General features: G+C 75.1%; 20 protein-coding genes and 1 tRNA gene. 11 read left to right on the top strand and 10 right to left on the bottom strand.

Annotated features, from left to right (window positions below; translation table 11 throughout):
• Nucleotides 1–12 precede the first annotated feature (12 nt).
• The 3 genes from IR158_RS14960 to IR158_RS14950 all read right to left on the bottom strand — a co-directional run bounded on the left by IR158_RS14960 (nt 13) and on the right by IR158_RS14950 (nt 2,451).
• A complete protein-coding gene (locus IR158_RS14960; RefSeq protein ID WP_366928450.1) occupies nt 13–711 on the bottom strand; it encodes a response regulator transcription factor in 699 nt (232 codons plus the stop codon).
• Nucleotides 708–1,973, bottom strand: a complete 1,266-nt coding sequence (locus IR158_RS14955) for a histidine kinase (RefSeq protein WP_291814209.1) — start codon at nt 1,971–1,973, stop codon at nt 708–710. Before IR158_RS14955 ends, IR158_RS14960 begins: the two co-directional genes overlap by 4 nt.
• 88 nt (nt 1,974–2,061) lie before the next feature.
• On the bottom strand, nt 2,062–2,451 hold the full coding sequence (locus IR158_RS14950) for a hypothetical protein (RefSeq protein WP_291814208.1): 390 nt from the start codon (nt 2,449–2,451) through the stop codon (nt 2,062–2,064).
• Between the two features lie 103 nt (nt 2,452–2,554).
• On the opposite strand from IR158_RS14950, the gene IR158_RS14945 reads away from it, so the two are divergent.
• Both IR158_RS14945 and IR158_RS14940 read left to right on the top strand, forming a co-directional pair.
• Nucleotides 2,555–3,601: a type II CAAX endopeptidase family protein gene (locus IR158_RS14945; RefSeq protein WP_291814207.1), complete on the top strand. Its 1,047-nt coding sequence runs from the start codon at nt 2,555–2,557 to the stop codon at nt 3,599–3,601.
• Nucleotides 3,602–3,656: 55 nt separating this feature from the next.
• Nucleotides 3,657–4,952, top strand: a complete 1,296-nt coding sequence (locus IR158_RS14940; protein ID WP_291814206.1) for a helix-turn-helix transcriptional regulator — start codon at nt 3,657–3,659, stop codon at nt 4,950–4,952.
• A 379-nt stretch (nt 4,953–5,331) separates the two neighbouring features.
• Here IR158_RS14940 and IR158_RS14935 read toward each other — a convergent pair whose 3' ends face one another.
• Both IR158_RS14935 and IR158_RS14930 read right to left on the bottom strand, forming a co-directional pair.
• Nucleotides 5,332–5,562, bottom strand: coding sequence for a hypothetical protein (locus tag IR158_RS14935; RefSeq protein ID WP_291814205.1), 231 nt, complete (start codon nt 5,560–5,562; stop codon nt 5,332–5,334).
• A 76-nt stretch (nt 5,563–5,638) separates the two neighbouring features.
• The gene (locus IR158_RS14930; RefSeq protein WP_291814204.1) at nt 5,639–6,928 is read right to left on the bottom strand and encodes a nitrate/nitrite transporter; all 1,290 of its coding nucleotides are present in this window, start codon (nt 6,926–6,928) and stop codon (nt 5,639–5,641) included.
• A 394-nt stretch (nt 6,929–7,322) separates the two neighbouring features.
• Here IR158_RS14930 and IR158_RS14925 point away from each other — a divergent pair, with 394 nt between their 5' ends.
• Complete coding sequence (locus tag IR158_RS14925) at nt 7,323–11,876, top strand: hypothetical protein (protein WP_291814203.1); 4,554 nt, start codon at nt 7,323–7,325, stop codon at nt 11,874–11,876.
• 229 nt (nt 11,877–12,105) lie between these two features.
• Nucleotides 12,106–12,516, top strand: coding sequence for a hypothetical protein (locus IR158_RS14920; RefSeq protein WP_291814202.1), 411 nt, complete (start codon nt 12,106–12,108; stop codon nt 12,514–12,516).
• 197 nt (nt 12,517–12,713) lie between these two features.
• On the opposite strand, the gene mscL is transcribed toward IR158_RS14920, so the two are convergent.
• The 3 genes from mscL to IR158_RS14905 form a co-directional block, all read right to left on the bottom strand.
• Entirely contained in the window at nt 12,714–13,322 is a 609-nt protein-coding gene (gene mscL, locus IR158_RS14915; RefSeq protein ID WP_291814201.1) for a large conductance mechanosensitive channel protein MscL, read from the bottom strand.
• Between the two features lie 43 nt (nt 13,323–13,365).
• Nucleotides 13,366–14,079 (bottom strand): SAF domain-containing protein, encoded by a 714-nt coding sequence (locus IR158_RS14910; protein ID WP_291814200.1) that lies wholly within the window; start codon nt 14,077–14,079, stop codon nt 13,366–13,368.
• Between the two features lie 142 nt (nt 14,080–14,221).
• Nucleotides 14,222–14,584 carry an FmdB family zinc ribbon protein gene (locus IR158_RS14905; RefSeq protein ID WP_291814199.1) on the bottom strand — a complete coding sequence of 121 codons (363 nt, stop codon included), beginning with the start codon at nt 14,582–14,584 and terminating at the stop codon, nt 14,222–14,224.
• A 247-nt stretch (nt 14,585–14,831) separates the two neighbouring features.
• On the opposite strand from IR158_RS14905, the gene IR158_RS14900 reads away from it, so the two are divergent.
• Entirely contained in the window at nt 14,832–17,402 is a 2,571-nt protein-coding gene (locus IR158_RS14900; RefSeq protein WP_291814198.1) for a penicillin acylase family protein, read from the top strand.
• Nucleotides 17,403–17,411: 9 nt separating this feature from the next.
• On the opposite strand, the gene IR158_RS14895 is transcribed toward IR158_RS14900, so the two are convergent.
• On the bottom strand, nt 17,412–18,080 hold the full coding sequence (locus IR158_RS14895; RefSeq protein WP_291814197.1) for a 5-formyltetrahydrofolate cyclo-ligase: 669 nt from the start codon (nt 18,078–18,080) through the stop codon (nt 17,412–17,414).
• 123 nt (nt 18,081–18,203) lie between these two features.
• Between IR158_RS14895 and glp the strand changes: the two genes are divergently transcribed.
• From glp to IR158_RS14875, 4 genes are all read left to right on the top strand, one after another.
• Nucleotides 18,204–19,445: a gephyrin-like molybdotransferase Glp gene (gene glp / locus IR158_RS14890; RefSeq protein WP_291814196.1), complete on the top strand. Its 1,242-nt coding sequence runs from the start codon at nt 18,204–18,206 to the stop codon at nt 19,443–19,445.
• 48 nt (nt 19,446–19,493) lie between these two features.
• On the top strand, nt 19,494–20,102 hold the full coding sequence (locus IR158_RS14885; RefSeq protein WP_291814195.1) for a GNAT family protein: 609 nt from the start codon (nt 19,494–19,496) through the stop codon (nt 20,100–20,102).
• Between the two features lie 105 nt (nt 20,103–20,207).
• Nucleotides 20,208–21,356, top strand: a complete 1,149-nt coding sequence (locus tag IR158_RS14880) for a hypothetical protein (RefSeq protein ID WP_291814194.1) — start codon at nt 20,208–20,210, stop codon at nt 21,354–21,356.
• 125 nt (nt 21,357–21,481) lie between these two features.
• A tRNA-Ala gene (locus IR158_RS14875) sits at nt 21,482–21,557 on the top strand.
• A 157-nt stretch (nt 21,558–21,714) separates the two neighbouring features.
• On the opposite strand, the gene IR158_RS14870 is transcribed toward IR158_RS14875, so the two are convergent.
• Nucleotides 21,715–22,569: a helix-turn-helix transcriptional regulator gene (locus IR158_RS14870; protein ID WP_291814193.1), complete on the bottom strand. Its 855-nt coding sequence runs from the start codon at nt 22,567–22,569 to the stop codon at nt 21,715–21,717.
• Between the two features lie 180 nt (nt 22,570–22,749).
• Here IR158_RS14870 and IR158_RS14865 point away from each other — a divergent pair, with 180 nt between their 5' ends.
• On the top strand, nt 22,750–23,496 hold the full coding sequence (locus tag IR158_RS14865) for an Atu4866 domain-containing protein (RefSeq protein WP_291814192.1): 747 nt from the start codon (nt 22,750–22,752) through the stop codon (nt 23,494–23,496).
• A 16-nt stretch (nt 23,497–23,512) separates the two neighbouring features.
• Nucleotides 23,513–23,761 (top strand): Atu4866 domain-containing protein, encoded by a 249-nt coding sequence (locus IR158_RS14860; RefSeq protein ID WP_291814191.1) that lies wholly within the window; start codon nt 23,513–23,515, stop codon nt 23,759–23,761.
• Nucleotides 23,762–23,916 lie beyond the last annotated feature (155 nt).

Below are 23,916 nucleotides of genomic sequence, written 5' to 3'. Positions count from 1 at the left end.
GCGCGGTCGACCTCACACGTCACCCGCCTCGTGCACGCAGATCGCGATGTGGGTGCGGTTGTCGGCCGGCATCTTCTCCAGGATGCGGCTGATGTGCGTCTTCACGGTCGCCACGGTGATGAACAGCTCCGAGGCGATCTCGTTGTTCGACAGGCCGCGCCCGATCGCCCGGGCGACGTCCCGCTCACGGTCGGTGAGGTCGTCGAGGCGTGCGCGTGCGGCCGTCCGACGCTCGTCGCGCGGACGCTGCGTGACCGACGCGATGAGGCGGTCGGTCACCGACGGCGACAGGGTGGTGCGGCCGGCGCCCGCGTCGAGGACGTGGCGGACGATCTCCGCCGGCGGGGTGTCCTTGAGCAGGAACCCCGCGGCCCCCAGGCGCAGCGCGCCCAGCACCATCTCGTCGGTGTCGAACGTCGTGAGGATCACCACGCGCGCGTCGGGCTGCGCGGCCAGCAGCCGCTCCGTCGCGGCGAGGCCGTCCAGCCGCGGCATGCGGATGTCCATGAGCACCACGTCGGGCGACGTCCGCTGCACCACGTCGAGCGCGTCCAGCCCGTCGCCGGCCTCACCGACCACCTCGATGGCCGGGTCCGCCCCGAGGATGAGCCGCAGGCCGACCCGCACCAGCGTCTCGTCGTCGACCAGCACCACCCGCACCGTCGGTCGCACCGCCTGATCCGTCATCTGCTCCGCCGCCGTCGTCGTCACGCGTGTCCTTCCGTCGGGGCCGCCCAGGGCAGCCATGCCTGCACGATGAACGTCCCGTCGGCACGCCGCCCGGCGTCGAGCTCGCCGCCCGTCAGCCGCAGCCGTTCGGCCAGGCCGGTCAGGCCCCAGCCGGAGGTGGGCAGGGGGGCGGGGGGTGCGGTGTCGGGGACGGGGTTGGTGACCTCGAGGGTGATGCGTTCGCCGGGGGCGCCGTGCAGGCGCACGTGCACGGGGGCGCCGGGGGCGTGCTTGCGGGCGTTGGTCAAGGTCTCCTGCACGACGCGGTACAGGTGGCGGCTGGTCGAGACGGGCAGGCGGGTCAGGTCGTCCTCGCCGACGCGGTCCAGGACGAACGTGACGGGGGACCCGGCGGCGCGGGTGCCCTCGACGAGCTCGTCGACCTGCGCGAACGTGGGTTGGGGGCGGGACTGCTCGTCGGTGGCGGTGGTGTCGCGCAGCAGGCCCAGGACCTCGCGCAGCTCTCCGAGGGCCTCGTGGGCGTTCTCGCGCACGACGGCGGCGGTCTCGCGGACCTGCTCGGGGTCCAGCCCGGCGCGGTACTCCAGGGCGCCGGAGTGCAGGGCGACCAGGGACAGGCGGTGGGCCAGCACGTCGTGCATCTCCCGGGCGATGCGGTTGCGTTCGGCTGCGCGGGCGCCGTCGTCGCGGGCGTCGGCCTCGCGGCGCGCGATCGCCGCCTGCTCGCGCAGCGAGGCCACGAGCGCGCGCCGGCCCCCGATGAACATCCCGGTCACCACGACCAGCGCACTGAACACGAGCTGGGCCGCGACCGCCCACGCGCGCTGGCCGGGGAAGGGCTCCGACGCCATGACCCACTGGCTCAGCACGCGCTCGCTCACCAGGGTGGCGCCGCACCACAGCGCAGCGACCGCGCCGATCTCCCGCCACTGCCGCCGTGTCGCGAGCGACACCACGGCGAAGATCACGAGGCCCGCGGAGAACAGCGAGAACGACCCCAGGACGACGATGATGCCCGTGATCACCAGGGGTGCACGCTTGCGCACCACGTACAGGGGCGCGCACACCAGGAGGCACAGGACGTCGACGAAGAACCACGTCGCCGCGGTCGGGCGGACGATCGGCTCGGGCATCTCCTGGAGGTCCGGGCCCAGACCCAGGCCGTAGACCAGGAGCCCCGACGAGCCGCCGACACCGACCGCGATCAGCAGCCGCCACGTGTGCGCCCACACGCGCCGCGCCCGGCTCGGGGTCGCCTCGGAGGCGGCGGGCGTCGTGGTCACCACGTGATGCTAGGTCGACCGGCGGGCCCGCCGGATCGGTCGCACGGACGACCCCCTCACGCCGCGCCCCGCTCGGGTCGTCCCCGCGTCAGCCGGCCGGTCCCGGGTCGATCGTGAACGGGTCACCGGCGAACGGCACGAGCGACGCGGGCGCCGGGAACGGCAGCTCGTGCCGCACCACGGCGCTCTCGTCCGCCGCGTCCATGTCGTCGACGCGCACGACCACCCGTGCCGGGCTCACCTCGACGAGCCGGACCCGCAGCACGGTGCCGTCCTCGCGCGTGAGCTGCCACAGGTCGGCCAGCCAGTGCAGCCCGCGCTCCTCGAGCGCGTCCTCGGCGTCGGTCCAGTCGACGGGCCCGGTGGCGTCACGCCCGAGCCGGTCCACGGCGACGAACCCGTCGCCGGACGGCCGCACCCAGCCCAGCAGCTCACGGTCACCGCTGCGGCGGTGCTCCACCCACGTCTCGTCGAGCATCCGGCGATCGTAGGGGCACGCGCCCCGGCGGGCGCAGCGCATTCCCGAGGTGCTCGGTCGCGCGACCGATGCGTGTCCTGCGCGCTGCGGCCACGATGGACCGGTGAGCAGCGCGCACGTCGTCGTCGACCCCCGTGAGGCGCCCGGCGCCTACGCCTACCACCGGCTGGGACGCACCCGTCCGGGGTCGCGGTGGTGGCGCCCCCTGCTCGTCGGCGTCGTCGCGCTGGCGCTCTACGTCGTCATGCTGGCGGTCGGCAGCGTGCTGACGATGGTCGCGGCCGTGGCGTCGGGACCCGACGGGCTGCAGACCCTGGCGGGCCTCGACGTGCTGGACCTGCGCGACCCGCTCGCGTTCGCGCTCGGGATGCTGACGATCATCGCCATGCTCCCCGCGGTCCTCGTGGCGACGTGGCTGCTGGGTGCGCGGCCCGTCGGTCTGCTGGCCTCCGTCACCGGGCGCGTCCGCTGGGGGTGGGCGGCGCGGTGCCTGGCGCTCTCCGTGGCGCTCACCGTCGTCGTCCAGACGATCGCGGTCGTGCGGGCCGTGGCGGAGGGCTCCCCGTGGCAGCCGCGCGTCGACGACGCGACGTGGCCGCTCCTGGTGCTCGTCGTGCTGCTCGTGCCCGCGCAGTGCGTCGCCGAGGAGGTCGTGTTCCGCGGGTACCTCGTCCAGACGGTGGGGGCGTGGCTGCGGCACCCCGCCTTCGCGATCGTCCTGCCGGTGCCGCTGTTCGTCCTCGGCCACACCTACGTCAACCTCGCGATGGTCGACACCGCGGTCTGGGCGCTCGCGATGGGCTGGCTGGTGTGGCGGACGGGTGGTCTCGAGGCGGCCGCCGCGGCGCACGTGGTGAACAACGTCCTCGTCTTCGGCCTGGGGTCGGTGGGCCTCGCGGACCTCGACCTGGTCGACATCCCCCTCGACGTGCTCGCGGAGTCGACGGTCGCGACGCTGGTGTACGTCGGGCTGGTCGAGGTGCTGGTCCGACGCACGGGGGTGGCCGACCTGCGGCTCGTGACGGCGCCCGCGCCGCCGTCGTTCCCCGCCGCGCTCCCGACGCCGGGAGGTGCCGCGGGGCACCTCCCCGGCCCCCGACCGCCGCAGGCGCCCCGCGACGCCGCGGGGTGGGCGTCACCGTCGCCGTGACGGGAGTTCAGGGGCCCCTCTTCCGTGCGGCAGGGCGGGTCCCTATCGTGAGTCCGTGCATCCTGTCAGTGAACGCATCCGCGACGCCCGCGAGCGCTCCGGTCTGTCGCAGGCCGAGCTCGCCCGCGCGGCGTCCATGCACCCCAGCTACGTGTCCCACCTGGAACGCGGGGTGCGGGGCCCCGGCGACGGAGCCCTCGAGCGGCTCGCGCGCGCCCTGGGGGTCACGACGACGTACCTGGAGCAGGGTGAGCGCTCACCCGCGTACCTGGCGTCCGAGGCGTCGGTCGTGCGCGCGCGCCAGCTGCTGCGCGCGAGTCGCGCGACCGAGGCCGTCGACGAGCTGGCGACCGTCGAGCTGGAGTCGCTCGACGTGGACCAGAGCGCGCGGGTGCTCCTCGCCCACGCGGAGGCGCTCGACGTCGCGGGCGACCTCGAGGCGTCGGCGGAGGTCCTCGCCGACACCACGCGGCGGCTGACGGTCGGGCACCGTCCCCAGCAGGCCGCGTACGCCGCGACCCGCCTGGTCATGACGCTGACGGAGCTGGGCGACCTGCACGGTGCCGTCCGCGCGGGGGAGGCACACCTGTCGTCGCTCGCCACCGGCGCGGCAGGCACCGACGAGATCTTCCGTCTCGAGTCGACACTCGTCTGGGCCTACGTCGCGCGCGGTGACGTCACCTACGCCCGGGTGCGCGGCAGGGACCTGCTCGCCCGCGCCCTCGTCCACGGATCGGCGCGCGCGGTGTGGTCGGTGCACTGGAACCTCGCGTTCGTCGACGACGCGCTCGGGGACGCGCAGGACGCGCTGGGGCACCTGCGTGCGGCGCTGGCGATCGCCGGTGGCGACGAGGCCGAGCGCGACGTGCCGCGGCTGCGGCTCGACCTCGCGCACCTCCTGCTCGCGGCCACCCCCGCGCGCCCGCGGGAGGCGCTGGTGGAGCTCGACGCGGCGGCCACGGCGCTCGAGGTCGGCGAGTCCCAGGTCGAGCTGGCGCGTGCGGCCACCATCCGCTCGCGCGCCCTGCTGCTGCTCGGGCAGAACCGTGCGGCGCTCGTGCACGCCGCGCGCGCGTCGGACATGTTCACGGCCGGTGACCGGCGGGACGCCGCCGCGGCGCACGAGGCGCTGGGCGACGCGCTGCTGGCGTCCGGCGAGCGGTCGGCAGCGGTGAAGGCGTACCGGCAGGTGGCGGACCGCCTGGACCTCGTCCCGGCGGGTCGTCCGGCGGCGGTCGCGTGGCGCCGGCTCGGTGACCGGCTGCGGGCTGCCGGGGACGACCGTGCCGCGGTGGCCGAGGCGTACCGGCGGGCGCTCGACGCCGCGGGCGTGGGGACCACGCACCCCTAGGAGCAAGCAGGCGGCGGGACCCGTGCGCGACACGCCCGGGCGACGCCGGACCTGGGCGCGTCTACCCCGGAGTTGGCTGAGTCATTGCGGTCACGACATCCCCATGGGGACGATGCCAGCAGTGCCGGACAGCCCGGCACTGCTGTCCCGAAGGGGTTTCCATCATGAACAAGCTCACCGTTGCCGCCGTTGCCGTCGTCGTCGCCCTCTCCGGTCTGATCGGAGCGTCCGCCGCGTCGGCCGCGCCCGTCGTGGTCGCCTCGCCCTGCTGCAAGGCGATCTGACGGGGGAGCGTTCTCACGATGCCTGCCGGCTCACGTCGCCGCCCCGGGGCCTGCGGTGGTCCCGGGTCGGCGGCGCGGCGGGCGTCGCGGCGGTCTCAGCCCGAGCGGCCCGGCTCGCCGCGCAGGAGCAGCACCGACTCGACCGCGTCGATCCGGATGCACGGCGCTGCGCCGGACGGCCCGACGAAGACCACGTTGCCCGAGAGCAGGCACGACAGCGGGCCGACGTACTCGCCGCCCGACAGGGTCCGGACGGCGACCTCGCACCCGTCGAGGTGGCTGAGGTAGGCGCGCACGCCGGCGAGCGCGGGATCCACCGGGTCCATCGCCCGAACCTATCGGGCTGGTCGCGTGCGTCGCGTCGCCCGTACCGGTGGCGGACGGGGCGAGAGCCGGCTGGCGTCAGGGCGACCGTCGGCGGCGCAGCGCCTCACGCAGGGGTGGCACGGGTGTGCCGGCCTCGGTCAGCGCGACGCGCGTCCGGCGCCGGCTGTGCAGCACGCCGAGGACGCCGACGACCCACGGCACCAGCAGCACGGCGAACGCGAGCCGGTACGCGTCCAGGGAGTAGACGGTGGCGCCCGGGGGTGAGACGGCCTCGAGCACGACTCCGACGGCGAGCACCCCGGCGATCGTCGAGGTGAAGCCCCCGGTGTTGACGAAGCCCGTGGCGGTGCCGAGCCGGTCGAGGGGCGAGAACGTGCGCGCGAAGTCCAGGCCGACGAGCGACACCGGGCCGCCGGCACCGATCACCACGCAGAACCCCGCGAGCTGCGCGAACGGCCGCGGTGTGGCGGGCGTGAGCAGCCACACCCAGGCGGCGAGGGTGGCCACGGCGGAGGCGAGCACGACCCAGGAGCGCCGCAGGGGGTGGCGCGACGTCCACCGGCCGATCAGCGGGCCGGCCGTCATGGCGGACAACGTCATCGCGGTGAGCAGGATGCTCGCCTCCGCGGGCGTCCTGCCCTGCGCGGTGACGAAGAAGGGCACCCCCCAGAGCATCGCGACCACGTTGAACGAGAAGGGGGTCAGGAAGTGCGACCAGAAGCCCAGCCGGGTGCCCGCGGGTGACGCGGCCGCGCGCACGGAGGGCACGAACCGCTCGCGTGCCGGGCCGTCGGCGGGGCTCGGGGGGTGCCGGTCGAGGCCGACCGCGGCGGCGACGGTCACGAGGGCACCGGCCGCGGCGAGCAGCCCGAACGTCACGCCCCAGCCGCGCGCGTGCAGCGCCCAGGCGACGGCGAGCGCGGACACGATCTGCCCGGACTGACCCACCAGCCCGGTCACCTGCACCATCAGCGGCGCCTGCCGGGCCGGGAACCACTGGGCGATGAGCCGGCACGCGCTGATGAAGATGGCGGCGTCGCCACCGCCGATGAGGGCGCGCGCCACCAGCGCGGTCGGGACGTCGTCGGCGACGGCGAGCAGGCCCTGGCCGATCGCCATCACGCCGGAGCCCGTCACGATGAGCGCCCGGGGGCCGAACCTGTCGAGGAGCTGCCCGGCGGGGATCTGCAGGACCGCGTAGACCGTGAGCTGCAGGACCGAGAACACCGCCAGTCCCGTCGCACCGAGCGCGAACCTGTCGATCGCCTCGACGCCGGCGACGCCGAGCGCCGTGCGGTGCACGACGGCGACGAGGTACGTGACGGCAGCGACGCCCCAGATCGCGGCCGCACTGCGCCCCCGCATCCCGTTCCTCCGTCCGTGGTCCTCGCCCAGGGTAGGTGGTCGGCGCGGCGCCCTCCGACGCCGTGGGTCGGGCCGCCCGAGATGCGCCGTGGCGTCGGAAGAGTCCGTGAAGTTTCACCTTCCGGAGGTGCCTGGACAGTTGACCAACTGTCGAAGATGGCGCATCATTGAACCCGACGGTGCGTATCGCCTGCCCCCTGCGCGGTGCGCACCGTCTTAGCTTCGGATCCGACGGGACGTGCCCCAGTGGCGCGTCCCGTCGGTCGTTTCCGGAGCGGGTGCAGCGCGCCCGGACGGTCGGAGCACCCGCGTGCCGCCACCCGTCCGGAGGCAACCCGCACGGGCACGGCGTGGCCGCCCCGGGATCGCCCCGTCGCGCGGTTACCGTGCCAAGATGACCGCTCCTGCGCGCACCCCCGTCACGGGGACCGACCCGGCCGGCGCCACGCCACCCGCCGAGGGTGACGCCGCCACGTCCGAGCGGACCGACGCCGCCGAGGCCCCGCCCGTGGCGCTCGTCGAGCCCCCGTCGCCCGCCGAGATCCTCGAGAGCGCCGTCGTGACGTGGCGCGCCGCTCTCGTGGAGGCCGCCGGTGCCTCGACCCTCGCCGACGTCGACCAGCTCGGTGACGCGGCGCTCGACCTCTCGGCGGCGCACCCGTCCGGGATGGCCCAGCTCTTCGCCGGTCGGTCCACCCGCCTGTCCAACCTCGTCCGGGAACCCGGCGCGCTGTCGAGCGCCCGACGTCGGGCACGCGCCGTCAGCGCCCGCGCGTCGGCCTACACGCAGCGCTACGGCATCGCCTCGACGTCGCTCGCGATCGGCGTCGCCACCTGGACCGACCGGTCCAGCGCGGACCTCGCGTCCGACGACGTCGGCGCACTCGCGCACGTCACCCGGCACCAGCGCACGCCCGCCGGTCGCACCCCCGGTGCCGACGGGCAGGACGCCGCCGTGCGCACCGTCCGCGCCCCGGTCCTCCTGCGGCCCGTCGGCCTGCGCGCCCGCGGCTCGGGCGAGGGCGACTACGAGCTGGAGCTCGAGCCGTCCATCGAGGTCAACCCCGTCCTCGCGCGCGCACTGCGCGGGCACGGCGCCCTGCTCGACCCGGCCGCGGTCGCCCGCGGCACGTTCACCGGGGCGGGCTTCGACCCGCGCGGCGCGCTCAAGCGTCTGGCGTCCCTGGGCGAGGCCGTGCTCGAGGACTTCACGCTCGTGGAGCGTGTCGTCGTCGGGACCTTCGTGCACCCCGGGCAGGTCATCGTCGACGACCTCGACCAGCTGTCGGGGACGCTCGAGCGGCACGACGTCGTGCGGGCGCTCGCCGGGCTCGACGACGCCCGGGCGGCGCTGCGGGTGCCCCTGCCGGCACCCGTCGTCGGCGACCGTGACCCCGCGCTCGAGCGTGGCGTCGGGGACCTCGACCCCGCGCAGCAGCACGTCCTCGACGTCGTCGCCACGGGCACCGACGTCTTCGTCGACGCCCCGACCGGCTCGGACGTCACCGGCACGCTGGCGGCGATCGTCGCCGACGCGGCCGCCGAGGGGCGCACGGTGCTCTACGTGCCGGGCCACCGTCGCGCCGCCGTGTCCCTCGCGGACCGGCTCCGGCGCCTCGGGCTCGGGGAGATCGTGCTGGACGTCGAGCCGCACGCCGGCTGGCGCAGCGCCGCCGCGCGCCGCCTGCTCGGGGCGATGACCCTGGAGCCGCCCGTCGTCGACACGGACGCCGTGCAGGCCGTGCGCGCGCCCCTCGTCGAGCACCGTGAGCGGCTGCGGGGCTACGTCGACGCGCTGCACGCGCCCCGCGAGCCCTGGGGTGCATCCGCCTACGACGCGCTCCAGGAGCTGGCACGCCTCACCGCGACGCGACCGACCCCCTCGACCACCGTCCGGCTGAGCCCGGACGTCGCGCGCGCGCTCGACCCGGACCGCCGCGCGCGGCTCACGCGGGACCTGGTGCGCGCCGGCGAGCTCGGCGCGTTCTCGCTGCGCCCGCAGGACACTCCCTGGTACGGCGCCGACGTGCGCACGGCCGCCGACGCCCAGGTCGTGCGCCGCCGCCTCGACCGGCTCCTCGACGTGACCCTCCCGCTGCTCGTCCAGCGCGTCGCGCAGGTCGCCGACGAGACGGGACTCACGCGGGCCACCACCCTCGACCAGTGGACCGAGCAGCTCCAGATGCTCGACGGCGTGCGGTCGTCGCTCGACGTGTTCCAGCCGATGGTGTTCGAGCGGACCGCCGCGGACCTCGTCGCCGCGACCGCCACCCAGCAGTGGCGCGAGGAGCACGGCATCCCCATGGGCTTCTGGGTGCGCCGGCGCCTGCGCAAGCAGGCCAAGGACATGCTGCGTCCCGGGCGCCCCGTCGCGGACCTGCACGGCGCGCTCATCGAGGTGCAGCAGCGTCGCGACGTGTGGCAGGCGCACTGCCCCGCGGGCGGCTGGCCGCGTCTCCCCGAGAGCCTCGAGGTCATCGAGGACGAGCAGGCGGCGGTGCGGCAGGACGTCGAGGGTGTGGCGGAGGTCCTCGCGACGACGCCGCTGGGCGGGCGGCTGTCCGCCACGCCGTTCGAGGAGCTGCGCGAGCGGCTCGCACGGCTGCGCTCCGGTGCCGCCGCGCTCGAGACCCTGCCGGAGCGCACGCAGCTGCTCCACGGTCTGCGGGCCGCGGGCCTGGGCGACCTGGTCGACGACCTCGCGGCACGGCGCACGGACCCCGCGCAGGCGCCCGCCGAGCTGGACCTGGCCTGGTGGAGCACGGTCTTCGAGCACGTGCTGGCTGCGGACCCCGCGCTGGCCGGGTATGACGGAGCGGCGCTCGGTGAGCTGTCGGCGCGGTACGCCACGCTCGACCGTCGGCACGTCGTCAGCCGCACGGCGCCCGTGCTCGCGGCCGCGATCGGCCGCATCGCCGCGGCCGTGCGGGCGCACCGCGACCAGGCAGAGGGGCTGTTCGCGGAGCTGGTCGAGGACCGGATGACGTCGCTGCGCGACACCGTCGCGCGGTACCCGGACCTGGCCCGACGGCTGCGTCCCGTGCTCGTCGCCGGCCCGATGCTCGTCTCGCAGGTCCTGCCCGCGACCCGCACCGTCGACCTCGTGGTGGTCGACGCCGCCGCGCACCTGCCGGTCGAGGCGGCGCTGCCCGCGATCGCCCGGGGCCGTCAGGTCGTCGTGGTGGGTGACGCGCGCTGCGCGTCGGGCAGCGCGGTGCGCGAGCTCGCGGCGGTCCTGCCGTCGGTCGCGCTGCAGGCGGACGCGTCGCGCCGGGACCCGTACCTCACCCGGTTCCTCGCGGAGCACGGGTACGAGGGCGTCCTGGTGCCGACGCCCCTGCCGGACTCCCGGCCCCTCGTCTCGCTCGAGACGGTCGACGGCACCGGCATGCCCGATCCCGCGTCCAGCATGGTCGACTCGACGTCCGCCGAGGTGGAGCGCGTCCTCGAGCTGGTCGTCGAGCACGTGCTGCAGCACCCCGACGAGTCCCTGGCCGTCGTCACCCTCACCCACCGGCACGCGGACGCCGTGCGCGACACCGTCCTGGCCGAGGTGCGGGACAACCCGGCGCTGGCCACGTTCTTCGACGCAGGGCGCGCCGACCCGTTCGTCGTGGTCGACGTCACCAACGTCGGCGGCCTGCGGCGCGACGCGGTCATCTTCTCCCTCGGCCTGGGGCGCACCCCTCACCGCCGGGTCCTGCACACGTTCGGGCCCGTCAGCCGTGTCGGCGGCGACGCGCTCCTGCTCGACGCCCTCGGCTCGACGCGGCACCGGCTGACGGTCGTCGCGTGCTTCGGCGGCGACGACCTCGACCCCGACCGGCTCCGCGGCCCCGGCCCCCGGCTGCTGGCGGACGTCCTGCGGTTCGCCGCCGAGCGCAGCGCCCACGGCGCCGGCCACGGGACGAAGGACCGCCCGACGGGTGGTCCCGACCCGGACCGGCTCGTCCTCGACCTGGCCGAGCGGCTCTGGCAGCACGGCCTGCTCGTCGACGTCGACCACGGAGTCCCCGGCGGCGCGCGCATCCCGCTCGTCGTGGGACACCCCGACCTGCCCGACGAGATGCTCGTCGCCGTGCTCACCGACGACGACACGTACGTCGGTGAACCGAGCGTCCGCGTGCGTGACCGGCTCGTCGGGGACCGGCTCGCGCACCTCGGCTGGTCGGTCGTGCGCGTCTGGTCGGCCGCCGCGTTCCTGGACCCCCAGGCCGAGGTCGACCGGATCCGGCGCGTCGTGCACACGGCGCTCGTGGAGCGCCGGCCCGAGGCCGCCGCGGCGGCCCCGACGGCCGCCCCGCAGGTGCCCCACGCCGTCGACGACCAGGACAGCAGGCCCGTCCGACCGTACGTCACCCACCCGCCGACCGGTGCGCTGCCGGTGGTGCGACCGGCGACGGGCGCGATGCCGGTGGTGGCGCCGGCGACCGACGCGACGCCGGTGGTGGCGCCCGCGACCGGCGCGATGCCGGTGGTGGCGCCGGCGACCGACGCGACGCCGGTGGAGCGCACTCGGACGGGTGCCGCGCCCGTCGTGCGGACACCCACCGGCGTGATGCCGGTCGTGGCGTCGTCGGCGGCAGCGGCCGGCGGGACCGCGGCGACCGGGTCGGTGTCGCGCGGGACTCCGTCCGTGGGTACGCGCGAGGCCCCGGGCGCGGTCGCGGTGCCGCAGACCGAGTCCTTGGTGGACACCCAGTCGACGGGTGAGCAGCTCGCGCTGCCGCTGCCGACGACGCCGCGCCCCGACGTGCGTGCGGGTCTGCCGATCAACGCGTACAGCGACGACCAGCTGGACGACCTCGTGCGCTGGCTGAGGTCCGACGGGGCGCAGCGCACGCGCGACCAGCTGGCCGATGCGCTGCGCGCCGAGCTCGGTGTCACGCGTCGCAGCCACCGCGTCGACTCCGCTGTCCGCGCAGCGGTCATCCGCGCGTTCAGCTGACACCGGGACCCGCGCGGGCGCTGAGTGCCGTCCCACCGGACGGGACGCGCGCACCGCGAGACCGGCCTGAGTCGTCGTCAGGGCGGTCGAGGCTCGCCCCAGCGCGGTCTCGTGACGGGGTCGTCCCACCCCTCGGGACCGGTCGCGGGGCCGTCGGCCCAGGGCGCCCGCGACAGGCAGTGCGAGGATCGGCTCCATGAGCAGTGCACCACGCCGTCCTCGTCGGGCGGTGCGACAGTCCGGGACCGTCGGCACCGACGACTCGGTGCTGCTCACGACGCTGCCGGCGTTCCCGTCCGCGCTCGCCGGCGACCCTGCCGCCGCCCCCGGCGACCCTGCCGCCGCCCCCGGCGACCCTGCCGCCGCCCCCGGCGACGCGGCCGCGCGCCCGGGTCCCGGCGACGCGGCGGCCCGCCCGGCTCCCGGGGACGCGGCCGCGCGCCCGGGTCCCGGCGACTCCGCCGGTGGCCCGGGGGTCCGCGGCGTGCCCGACGTGTCGGTGGCCCCGGCGGGCGGAGGTGACTCCGGCGACCTCTGGCGTGCGACGCGGTCGGCCGACGACTCCGACCGCGGCTGGGGCCGCGAGGAGCCCTCGTCGAACGACGAGCGGCTGCGCCGGGAGAAGCCCCCGCACTGGTGAGGCACCGGGGTGCACGCGAGCACCCTGCCGCGGCCGAGAGGCCCGCAGCTCAGGAGCCGTGCTCGGACGGTGGTGTGCTCACGCCGCAGTGCTCGGACCAGCAGCGGTGCTCGGACCAGCAGCGGCGCTCGGACCAGCAGCGGTGCTCAGACCAGCAGCGGTGCTCGGACCAGCCGCGGTGCTCGGACCACGGGTGCTCAGGCCCCCGGCGGGATGCTGGGAGGTCCGGCCGGTGCGGGCGGCGGCGGTTGGGGAGTCCCCGGTCCGCCCGGGGCGTCCGTCGTGTCGTTGACGATCGCCGGCGTGAGCCGCTGCGACAGCAGGTCCCGGATCTCCTGGAGCAGCAGGATGTCCTCGGCCGGGGCGGCGGGCTCGTCCTCCTGGCCCTTCTTGCGGCGTGCGGCCAGGGAGTTGAGAGGCAGCACGATGAGGAAGTAGATCGCGGCCGCGGTGATGAGGAACTGGAGGAGGGCGTTGAGGATGACGCCCACCGCGATCGGCTGGGCCGTCGCCGCGATGTCCTCGTTCCACGTGTAGGGCCCGATGTTCCAGAGGTTGTCGAGGTTCGGCTTGCCGAACACCCAGCCGATCAGCGGGCTGATGAAGGCGTTCTGGAGGGCGTCGACGACCTGGGCGAACGCAGCCCCGACGATGACGCCGACGGCCAGCTCGATCGCGCTCCCGCGCGAGATGAAGTCCTTGAACCCCTGGCCGACCTTCGCCAGCCCCTTGACCCGCGGGTTGTCACCCACGGACCTGATCCGGTGGCTCGCGCCACGCAGACCTTCGCGACCGTTCCCGGACATGGGACCTCCTGGGCCTGCGTCGATGTCGGGCGTCCTCAGCCGATCATGGCACGACGACCGCCACCAGGCGTGACGACACCGAGGCCTGCGCGATGAGCAGCGCCTCGTCGGGCGTGACGGCCACGAGCACGGGCGGTCCGTCACCGGTCGGCGCGGCACCGAGCAGCCCGCCGGGTGGTGCGTCCCCGTCGGGGGCCGGCCGCACGAGCGCGCGGCGTGCCACCGTCTCGCCCGGGCCGCCCTCCAGGCGCGCGGCGACGAGGTCGAGGTGCAGGCCCGGCTCCAGCAGGTCCGCGACGGCTGGGTCGTCGAGCCGGACGGCGACCACGACGGTGCCCGCCGGGCCCGCCAGCACGGTGTCGGTGAGGAGCGTGGGCGTCAGGGGGAGGCGTGCGGGGAGGTCCACGGCCGTCACGCGGCCGCGCGCGTCGTCGGTCGTGCGCAGGGCGCCGTCGGGTGCCGCACCGGCCGGGACGTCGGCCACGGTCAGGTCGCCGGCGGCCAGCGCGGTGCCCGCCGGCACGTCGTGCGCGAGCACGACGACCGGCACGGTCGGGGGCGTCGGCGGGCGCAGCGCCTGGAGCGTGACGGCAGCCGCGACGCCGAGGCACACCGCGGCCAGCGCGAAGCGGAACCGCCACAGGGCCGCCCGTGCCCGCACGCGCGCGGGGCCGCGGGCGGCGGCCAGCGGCGGGGGCAGGGGCTCGCGGAGGCCCTCCCGTCGCGAGGGTGGGTTCGCAGCTGTCAGGACGGCCATGTCGCGACGCTAGGGGCAGTCCGACCGCGCCCGGGCGGCGGCTGCCCGTCCTGGGGACGGGGCGTGGCACGGCAGGGCCTGTGGTCGGCTCGTGCCGACCCGCACCCGGAGCGTCGGGGGACAGGCCCGGCATACCTCCTCGTCAGGCGGACGCGGCCGCCGGGGACGTCGTCGTGGTGCTCGACGAGCCGGTGGACCCCGAGGACGAGGTGCCGGACGTGCCCGACGACGTGGCGGAGCTCGACGACGTGGACGTCGAGGAGTCGGAGGACGTCGACGGGCTCGACGACGTCGACGTACTCGACTTGGACCCGGACCCCGAGCCGCCCTTGCGGGCGTCGTTCCGGTAGAAGCCCGAGCCCTTGAACACGACACCGACGGTCGAGAAGACCTTGCGCAGGCGCCCCTCGCACTCGGGGCAGACGGACAGTGCGTCGTCGGTGAACGACTGCTGGACCTCGAAGGAGTGCTCGCAGGCCGTGCAGCGGTAGGCGTAGGTGGGCAAGGTGACTCCCGATCGTCGTCGCCGGGCGTCCCCGGCAGTCTCGAAGCTGTCTGAGGGTGCCGCAGCCGCCGGGAGGTCGGTGTCCGCCGTCCCGGACGGGCCGGCGTCCTCGACGCCACGACCCGTCGTCGGTCCACCGAGCGCACCATCCGGTCGGCGCGTGTCGATGGCCGCCATTGGCACTCTCAGGATCCGAGTGCCAACTCTAGCGCCACCGTCAAGCGTGCTCGCGGGTAGCCTTTCGACCGTGACCCGTCGCCACCGCATGCGAGCCGCGCTCGTCGTCATCGCCGCCGCCGTCGTGCTCGCGCTGCTGGTCACGTCGGTCGTGAGCGCCCTCGTCGTGCGGCGCCCCCTGCCGGACGTCCAGGGCACCCAGGTGATCGCCGGGCTCGCGGCCGACGTCGAGGTGACGCGCGACGCACGCGGCGTGCCGACCATCGTCGCGGAGTCCCCGTACGACCTCTTCCTGGCGCAGGGCTACGTGTCCGCGCAGGACCGGTTCTTCGAGATGGACTACCGCCGGCACGTCACCGCCGGACGGCTCGCGGAGCTCGTCGGCGACGACGAGGTCGCGGTCGCGGCGGACAAGGTGATCCGCACGCTGGGCTGGCGGCGCGTGGCCGAGCAGGAGTGGGACCTGCTGTCGCAGGAGACCCGGGACCACCTGCAGGCGTACGCCGACGGCGTGAACGCGTACCTCGAGGACCGCGACCCGGGCTCCATCGCGATGGAGTACACGGTCCTGGGGCTGCGCGTCCCGCAGGACGCGCCCGAGGCGTGGGACCCGATCGACTCGCTCGCGTGGCTCAAGGCCATGGCGTGGGACCTGCGCGCCAACTACGACCGCGAGCTCTCGCGCGCGCAGACCTACCGGTTCGTCCAGGACGTCGCGCGCGTCGAGGAGCTGTTCCCGCCGTACCCGCAGGACCGCAACCTGCCCGTCGTGACCGCGGCCGACGCCGCCTCGGCCGCGTTCTCCGTCGCCTCGACCACGGACCTCGACCTGTCCGACGCCGGTCTGCAGGACGCGCTGGCGTCCGCCGACCGCGCGCTCGCTGCCGTGCCGCACCTCATCGGCGAGGGTGACGGCGTCGGCTCGAACTCGTGGGTCGTGGCAGGCGAGCACACCGCGTCCGGCAAGCCGATCCTCGCCAACGACCCGCACATGGGGATCTCGGCGCCCGGCATCTGGTCCCAGGTCGGGCTGCGCTGCGCCGAGGTGACGGACGCCTGCCCGTTCGACGCGACGGGGTTCTCGCTCGCGGGTCTGCCCGGCGTCGTCATCGGCCACAACGGTCAGCTGGCGTGGGGCCTGACCAACATGGGTGCCGACGTGACGGACTTCTTCCTCGAGCGGGTCGAGGACGGCGAGGCGCTGGTCGACGGCGAGCGCACGCCGCTCGACGTCCGTACGGAGACCATCGAGGTCGCCGGCGGCGACGACGTCGACATCGAGATCCGCAGCACCCGCCACGGCCCCATCGTGTCCGACGTCCTCGATCTCCCGGACGTCCAGCGCGCGCCCGTCCCCGACGACGCCCCGGGCCTGCGGTTCGAGGTCGCGCTGGCGTGGACGGCGCTCACCCCGGGGCGCACCGGGGACGCCATCTTCGCGATGATGACGGCGCAGGACGCCGACGACGTGGCGGCCGCCGCCACGCTGCTCGAGGTGCCGGCGCAGAACATCGTGTTCGCGACGACCGACGGGCACATCGGCTACCAGGCGCCGGGGCGCATCCCGGTGCGCGGTGCCGTCGCGGGGCCCGTGCCGTCCGACGGCACGTGGCCCCGGCCGGGGTGGGACACGCGCTACGACTGGCAGGGCTGGGTCGATCCCGCGACGATGCCGCGCCTGCTCGACCCGCCCGAGGGCTTCGTCGTGGCGGCGAACCAGGCGGTCACCCCCCTGGGCGTGGGCCCGTTCCTCGCGGAGGACACCGACTACGGGTACCGCAGCCAGCGGGTCCGGGACCTGCTGACCGAGCGGATCGGGTCCGGGAGAGCGCTCGACGTCGCTGCGGTGGCCGAGCTGCAGACGGACCAGCGCAGCCCGTACGCGCAGGTGCTGCTGCCGGCCCTCCTGGAGGTGGGTGTCGAGGACCCGTTCGACGGCGTCGGGCAGCAGCTGCTGCGCGACTGGGACCAGAAGATGGACGTCGACTCGGCGGGCGCCATGTACTTCGCCGCCGTGTGGGCGGAGGTGCTCGAGCTGACGTTCGCGGACGACCTGCCGGAGGGGCACGCACCGACGGGCGACTCCCGCTGGCTGGAGGTCGTCCGGGGCATGCTCGACGACCCCACGTCCGCGTGGTGGGACGACCGCTCGACGCCGGGCGTCGTGGAGGGGCGGGACGACGTCCTCGCCCGCGCGCTGGTGTCCGCTCGGCGCCAGCTCACCGCCCAGCTCGGCAGCCGCACGGACGACTGGCAGTGGGGCCTGCTGCACACGGCCGCGCCGCAGCACCCCGTCCTCGGCGGCGACGGCGTCCCGCGGATGCTGCACCGGCTCGTGAACCCGGCGCCGCAGCGGGTCGGTGGCGGCTCGTCGATCGTCGACGCGACCAGCTGGGACGCCGCCACGGGGTCGTACGGCGTGACGTCGGCGCCGTCCATGCGCATGGTCGTCGACCTGGGCGACCTGGACTCCTCGACCTGGGTGAACCTCACCGGCACGTCCGGCCACCCGGCGAGCAAGCACTACGACGACCAGTTCGAGGCGTGGGCGCAGGGCCGGCAGTTCCCCTGGCCGTACTCCCCGGCGGCGGTGCGCGCGGACGCGGTGGACCGTCAGACGCTCGTGCCGGTGCAGGACTGACGACGGACGTCAGGCGTCCGGGGCCGCGGCGGGCTCGAACCGACGCCATCCGTCGGGGGTCGCGACACCCGTGACGGGCACGTCGTGCGGCTCCCGAGGGACCGCGTCGACGACCTCGTCCTCGTGCACCAGCGCGATCACGAGGGCCCCCGGCCGCACGTGGGCCAGCACCCGGTCGTACCAGCCGCCGCCCTGACCCAGCCGGCCGCCGTTCGCGTCGACGGCGAGCGCCGGGACGAGCACGACGTCGGCGTCGGCGAGCCCGGCCGATCCCAGCGGTGTGCCGCTCGGCTCGGGCGGGCGCCCGGGGGCACGCTCGCGCAGGTCGTCGGCGCCCGCGTACTCCGCCCAGTCGCGCTGCAGGCCCGTCCCGAGCACGGGCAGCAGGAGCCGGACACCACGCGCCGCGAGGGCCTCGATGAGCGGACCGGTGCCGGGCTCCGTGGGCCGGGAGGCGTAGACGCTGACGCAGCGCGCGGCCGTGACCTCGGGGATCGTGAGCACCACCTCGGCGAGCCGGAGCGCCTCCTCCGTGCGCCGCCGGGGCGACCGGTGCGCGCGCCGGGCCCGCACCTGCCGTCGCAGCTGCTCCTTCTCCTCGGCGGGGTTGCGAGGTCGGGACCGGTGGGCCGTCGCCTCCGCGTGGGCGTGCCAAGGGGGCTGGGCGACGGCGCTCATGGCACCAGTGTGACAAACGTTGGCGCCGCCGTGGGGCGGCGGCGAGGGCCGAGGCCGCGAGAGCCGCCTCGCGGGGGCGCGGCGCGCACGGGGTCCGGGTCCCGCAGCAGGCACAATGCGCGGATGAGATCGGTCCAGGATCACCTCGCCGCCGTGCTCGCCGCAGCGGTCCCGGTCCCGCCGCTCGACGTCGTGCTGCACGACGCGGCGGGCTGCATCCTGGCGGCCGACGTCGTCGCCCCGGTCGACGTGCCGGCGGTCCCCGTGGCGGCCAGGGACGGGTACGCGGTCGCCGCGCACGACACGACGGGCGGCCCGCACCGGCAGGAGCTCCCGGTCGCGCACGACCTGCACGCGGGCAGCGCCGCGGGCCTGCGCCACGTGCCCGGCACGGCGGTCCGGGTCGCGTCGGGGGCGCCGCTGCCCCTGGGGGCCGACGCGGTCGTGCCCGTCGAGGAGACGGACCGCGGGCAGGCGCGGGTCGCGTTCCAGCGGGCGGCGCACGTCGGGCAGCACGTGCGTCGCGCGGGCGACGACGTGCGCGCGGGCGGGGTCGTCCTCACCGCGGGCACCCGGCTGGGGGCCCGGCAGATCGCGCTCGCGGCCGCGATGGGCCGCGGCCGCCTGCCCGTGCACCCCACGCCGCGCGTGGTGCTGCTGTCGGTCGGCGACGAGCTCGTCGAGCCGACGACCGCCGCCCGGCCGGGGACGGTCTTCGAGGTCGACGGGCACGCGCTCGAGGCGGCCGTGCGCGACGCGGGGGCCACCCCGGTCCGGGTCGGTGCGGTGCCCGACGACCACGCCGCCCTGCGCGAGACGCTCGAGGACCAGCTCGTGCGGGCGGACCTCGTCGTGCTCACGGGCGGGTTGTCGGAGCTGGCGCACGACACGGTCAAGGACGTCCTCGCGCCCCTGGGCACCGTGCGCCTCGACCACGTCGCCATGACGCCCGGACCGCGGCAGGGCTTCGGGACCGTCGGCGCGCTGGGCCTGGACCTGACGGCCGGGGACGGGCGGACGGTGCCGCTGTTCGCGCTGCAGGGCCACCCGGTCGCCGCACAGGTGTCCTTCGAGGTGTTCGTCCGGCCGGCGCTGCGCGCGATGGCCGGGCGCACCGAGCTGTTCCGCCCGTCGGTCACAGCGGTCGCCACCGCAGGGTGGGAGTCGCCGGCCGGGTTGCGCCAGTTCGTGCCCGCCGGCGTGCTGGGGTCCCCCGACGAGGGGTACCGTGCGACGCCGGTGGGTGACCCGTCGGCCCCGTCGACCACGGCCCTCGCGCACGCCAACGCCCTGGCAGTCGTCGGTGAACGGGATCTTGCGGTGCACCCGGGCGACGTCGTGCACTGTCTCGTGCTGGAGGGGTGAGGACGTGGGGCGCAGCCCACTGCCCGCCCGCGTCCGCGGACGGAGGGGATGAGGGTGGCGGTCGGGTGGCCGGTCGAGCTCGTCGACGGTGACGTGCGCCTGCGTCCGCTGCGTCGTCGCGACGCCGACGCGTGGATGATGCTGCGCGGACGCAACCTGAGCTGGTTGGAGCCGTGGGACGCGACGAGCCCTGAGCCGGTGCGGGGCCCGCGCCCGAGCTTCGGGCAGTTCGTGCGGGCGCTGTCCGCCCAGGCGCGTGAGGGCACGGCGCTGCCGTTCGCGATCCAGCGGGCGGACCGGCTCGTGGGGCAGCTCACGGTGTCGTCGATCCAGTACGGGTCGCTGCGCTCGGCGGCCATCGGGTACTGGGTGTCGCAGGACGTCGCGGGGCAGGGGATCACCCCGACCGCCGTCGCGCTGGCGGCGGACCACTGCTTCGGCGTGCTGGGCCTGCACCGTGTCGAGGTCAACATCCGCCCGGAGAACGCGCCGTCGCTGCGCGTCGTCGAGAAGCTGGGCTTCCGCGACGAGGGTCTGCGCGAGCGGTACCTGCACATCCAGGGGCGCTGGTGCGACCACAGGACGTTCGCGCTGACGGTGGAGGACGTCCCCGAGGGGCTCGTGGAGCGGTGGCGCCGACGGCGTGCCACCCCCTGACGCGCGTCCCCGCGACCGCCCGGCGGCACCACTGCGCGCGGGACGTCGACGCGACACGCCGCGATGTTGCCGCATCGTGGCCCCCGCGACCCCTACCGTCGTGACGTGAATGGACTCGCAGGCCCCGTGGCGCTCGCGCTCGTCGGCCTGTGGGCGGCGTATCTGGTGCCGCACCACCTGCGGCACCGTCAACGGTTGCTGGAGGCACGGGCCGACGACCGGTTCTCCGCGGGTCTGCGCGTCGTCGCGGTGGCGAGCAGCACGCGCCGCCGGCTGGGACGCCGGGCCGCGGCGGCCGGGATGTGGGGACCGAGCACGACGGCACTGCTGACCCCGGGGACGGGGGTGCCGGCTGCGTACGTCGGCACGCTGACAGGAGGCACCACCGTGGACCGACCGCACGCCACACCCGAGCGCATCTCCGCCGAGGCCGCGCGCCGCCTGGCGCAGGCCCGCGCCGCCCGGGCGGCCGCCGCTGCCCGTCGCGGTGCCGCCGCGCGCCGCCGCGGGCTGCTCGCCGCCGTCCTCGTCGTCGCGTCCGTCGCGGGCTGGGTCGTGACGGGCGTCGCGCCCGCGGCGACGTGGGCGATGGGCGCGGTGCCGACCGTGCTGCTCACGTCGGTCGTCGTGCTGGGGCGTCGCGCCGTGCTCGCCGGGCACGTCGCCGACGCGCAGTGGGTCGCGACGATCCAGCGGGAGGAGCGCCTCGCGGCGACCCCGCGGACCGGTGCCACCCCGGTGGTCCGGCCGCGTACGGGTATGACGCCCGCGGTACGGGCCGATGCCGAGCCCGGTGTGCCGGTGCCGCTCGTCACGGGTCACGCCGTGCGCCCGTCGGACGCCCACACGGAGGTCTTCGAGCGGATCGTGGAGGACCGGGGCGAGTCCACCGGACGCCCGCGGCACGCGACCGGGCAGGTGCCCGTGGTGCGACCCTCGTCCGCCGCGCAGGGCCCCGCAGTCGACGACGTGCCGGACGTCGCGCAGGCCCAGCGCGACGGCGAGTGGTCGCCCGTGCGCGTCCCCCGGCCCACGTACGCGATGAAGGCGCCGGCCCCGCGCCGCACGCCCGCGCCGCTCGAGGAGTCCGACGCCGAGGCGTCGACGGTCCGCCGCCCGGCCGACGCCCCGACGGACGAGGTCGCCCCCGCCGCGCACGAGCGGGACGTGACCGCCGTCGAGGCGCCCACCGCGACGACCGGCAGCATCGACCTCAACGCGGTGCTCGCGCGCCGTCGCGCGGCCGGGCAGTAGCGGTCCGCCCGGGCTCCGTCAGCGCTCCCTGCGGACCAGCGCCGCGGACACCGCAACGGTCCCGGGGACCCGCTCACGGGTTTCGTCGCGGGGCGCCGGTGGTGCTAGTGTGATCCCCGCTTCAAGGGGCTGTGGCGCAGTTGGTAGCGCGTCTCGTTCGCAATGAGAAGGTCAGGGGTTCGAATCCCCTCAGCTCCACCATGTGATGTCGCAGGACATCGGCAACAGGCCGGACCCTCAGGGTCCGGCCTGTTGCGTTGGTGGTCGGCGATGAGCGTGATCACGGGGGTCTCGGGCCCGGGCTCGACCTCCCGCCTCCGTCAGGCCCGGGGCGCCTCACCCGGGCCCTGCTCTGCCATCAGCTCGAAGTCGGCATGACGGTGTCCAAGGACGCGACGCGGGTCGCCGCCATCGTCGCGAGCAGCCGAAGAGCGTGATCGCTCGGGGACCCCGGTTCCGCCCGGTAGACGATCAGCTGCTGCCCGGTCGCCCCACGGACGTCGAACGCGTTGAACTCCAGCGTGAGGCGTCCGACATCCGGGTGGACGAACGCTTTGGCTTCGTGGGTCTTGCCGCGCGCATCGTTCTTCTCCCAGAGCGCGGCGAAGTGCGGACTCGTGCTCCGCAGCTCCTCCACCAGGGCCAGCGTCGCCCCGTCGTGCGCGTCGTACCCGAGCGCCAGCCGAAGATGGGCCACGCTCGACTGCGCGGAACGGTCCCAGTCGTCGAAGAAGGTCATGCCTGCGGGGTCCGAGAAGACCATCCGAGCAAGATTGTGCGTGGTCTCGAACGTCGAGTACAGGGCGCAGGCGAGAGGGTTCAGCGCGAGGACGTCGAGACGCCGATTGAGGACGAGGGCCGGAGTGTCCGGCCACGCGTCCATCAAGCGGCGCAGCGGCGGATCCACGTGCTCGACGGCGGGTGACGGGGATGCGGCGGGCGCAGAGCCGGCCAGCCGATACAGGTGATCGCGGGCGTCCGGTGCCAGATCGAGCGCTCGACTGAGAGCGTTGAGTATGGAGGTGGACGGGTTCTTCTCGCGTCCCTGCTCGAGCCGCGTGTAGTAATCCACACTGACGCCGGCCAGCATGGAGACTTCTTCGCGCCGGAGCCCGGGGACACGACGCACGCCGCTCCAGCGGACCCCTGCCGCCTCAGGGCTGACGGCTGCACGTCTGGCAGCGAGGTAGAGCCCGAGATCACTGGTCACCATGCCTCCAGCATGCCCGCTCGGTGCCAGGGAGACAGGCCGTGCCGCACCCAGGCAGCGCCACCCGGCTCGGGTGGCGGAGCCAGGGTGCGCGTTGCCTGGGTGCGTCACGGTCTGCCTGTCCCGCTCGATGCTCACCAGGCTGGGCCTCAGGATCTCCACCCAGGAGATCGAGGAGGAAGCATGAACAACGCATTCACGCCCGAGCTGCTGAACAGGATCGTCGACAACCAGGCCGACTACGCGCAGCCACTGCTGCTCGTCGGAGCGCGAGTCCACCTGTTCGACTCGTTCGTCGACGTGATGGAGGGCGCCGACATCCTTCTCGGTGAGGGGTTCATCGTCGGCACCGGCCCCGGCATCGTGACGGCCGCAGGAGACGACAACGCCTTGGTGATCGACTGCGCGGGCATGGTGATCGTGCCCATGGTGGTCGACGTCCGCGCGGCGCTCAGCCTCAACAGCGACCGCTCGTCGGATGTCGGGACGCTGTGGCCGGGAAACACGGGAAGCTTCGCGGTCGTCGACGCCGAGCTGGCAGGGGACGGCGCCAGCGCCGTCGCCAGCGTGATCGGTCGTCCGGAGTCGGTCGCCGCCATCTTCATCGACGGCAAGGTGGTGCTCTGGAACGGCGAGCGCACGGCGAACGCCCCCGCGCCGCTCGACAAGAGCCACGTGGGCGAGGTGTCCCCGTCCACCAGCCCTTACGTGGGGATGTGGATCGACGAGACCGACTTCCTGCACCAGGAGCTGACGGCTGACGGGCGCTACGACGAGACCCGCGGGGGCCGGCCGCACGCCTTTCAGGGTGCCTACTGGATCGACGGTGACCGCATCGACTATCTGGACGATCTCGGCTTCTGGGCCTTCGGCGAGTTCGTCGACGGTGTCCTGCACCACGGCCCGTACATCCTCAACCGCGGCCGCTGATCCGAAGGGAGTGACGATGCCTGAGACCACCACCCGTCCCTACGTCGGCATGTGGCAGACGTCCGACGGGCACGTCCGTCACCAGCTCCTGGCCGACGGCACATACGTGGAAGCCCGCGGGACGCGGGAACGCGCCTACACCGGCAGGTACGTCATCGCCGGTGACCACATCGACTACGTCGATGACACGGGATTCACGGCGGACGGCGACTTCGTCGACGGCGTCCTGCACCACGGAGGCATGATCCTGCGTCGCACGCCGTAGTGGCACCGGACGTTCGGTCGTGGGTCGAGGATCTCTCGTCCCACGGCCGAACGCTCGCCTCACGGCGATCGACGTCTCGATGCCGCGCGACTCTCTGATCCCTGCGGCTCGTCGCACCCGGGCTGCTCGGCGGAGCATCGAGCACGCCGTGTCCG

Source organism: Cellulomonas sp. (assembly GCF_015234515.1).
Taxonomy (GTDB): Bacteria; Actinomycetota; Actinomycetes; order Actinomycetales; family Cellulomonadaceae; genus Cellulomonas.
This window is presented reverse-complemented; position numbering and strand designations above follow the sequence as displayed.

Coding starts and splice junctions, on each gene's coding strand:
- IR158_RS14885 (WP_291814195.1), top strand. CDS start 19,494: ATGAGGGTGGCGGTCGGGTGGCCGGTCGAGCTCGTCGACGGTGACGTG.
- IR158_RS14930 (WP_291814204.1), bottom strand. CDS start 6,928: ATGCGGGGGCGCAGTGCGGCCGCGATCTGGGGCGTCGCTGCCGTCACG.
- glp (WP_291814196.1), top strand. CDS start 18,204: ATGAGATCGGTCCAGGATCACCTCGCCGCCGTGCTCGCCGCAGCGGTC.
- IR158_RS14865 (WP_291814192.1), top strand. CDS start 22,750: ATGAACAACGCATTCACGCCCGAGCTGCTGAACAGGATCGTCGACAAC.
- IR158_RS14935 (WP_291814205.1), bottom strand. CDS start 5,562: ATGGACCCGGTGGATCCCGCGCTCGCCGGCGTGCGCGCCTACCTCAGC.
- IR158_RS14870 (WP_291814193.1), bottom strand. CDS start 22,569: ATGGTGACCAGTGATCTCGGGCTCTACCTCGCTGCCAGACGTGCAGCC.
- IR158_RS14925 (WP_291814203.1), top strand. CDS start 7,323: ATGACCGCTCCTGCGCGCACCCCCGTCACGGGGACCGACCCGGCCGGC.
- IR158_RS14910 (WP_291814200.1), bottom strand. CDS start 14,079: ATGGCCGTCCTGACAGCTGCGAACCCACCCTCGCGACGGGAGGGCCTC.
- IR158_RS14860 (WP_291814191.1), top strand. CDS start 23,513: ATGCCTGAGACCACCACCCGTCCCTACGTCGGCATGTGGCAGACGTCC.
- IR158_RS14950 (WP_291814208.1), bottom strand. CDS start 2,451: ATGCTCGACGAGACGTGGGTGGAGCACCGCCGCAGCGGTGACCGTGAG.
- IR158_RS14895 (WP_291814197.1), bottom strand. CDS start 18,080: ATGAGCGCCGTCGCCCAGCCCCCTTGGCACGCCCACGCGGAGGCGACG.
- mscL (WP_291814201.1), bottom strand. CDS start 13,322: ATGTCCGGGAACGGTCGCGAAGGTCTGCGTGGCGCGAGCCACCGGATC.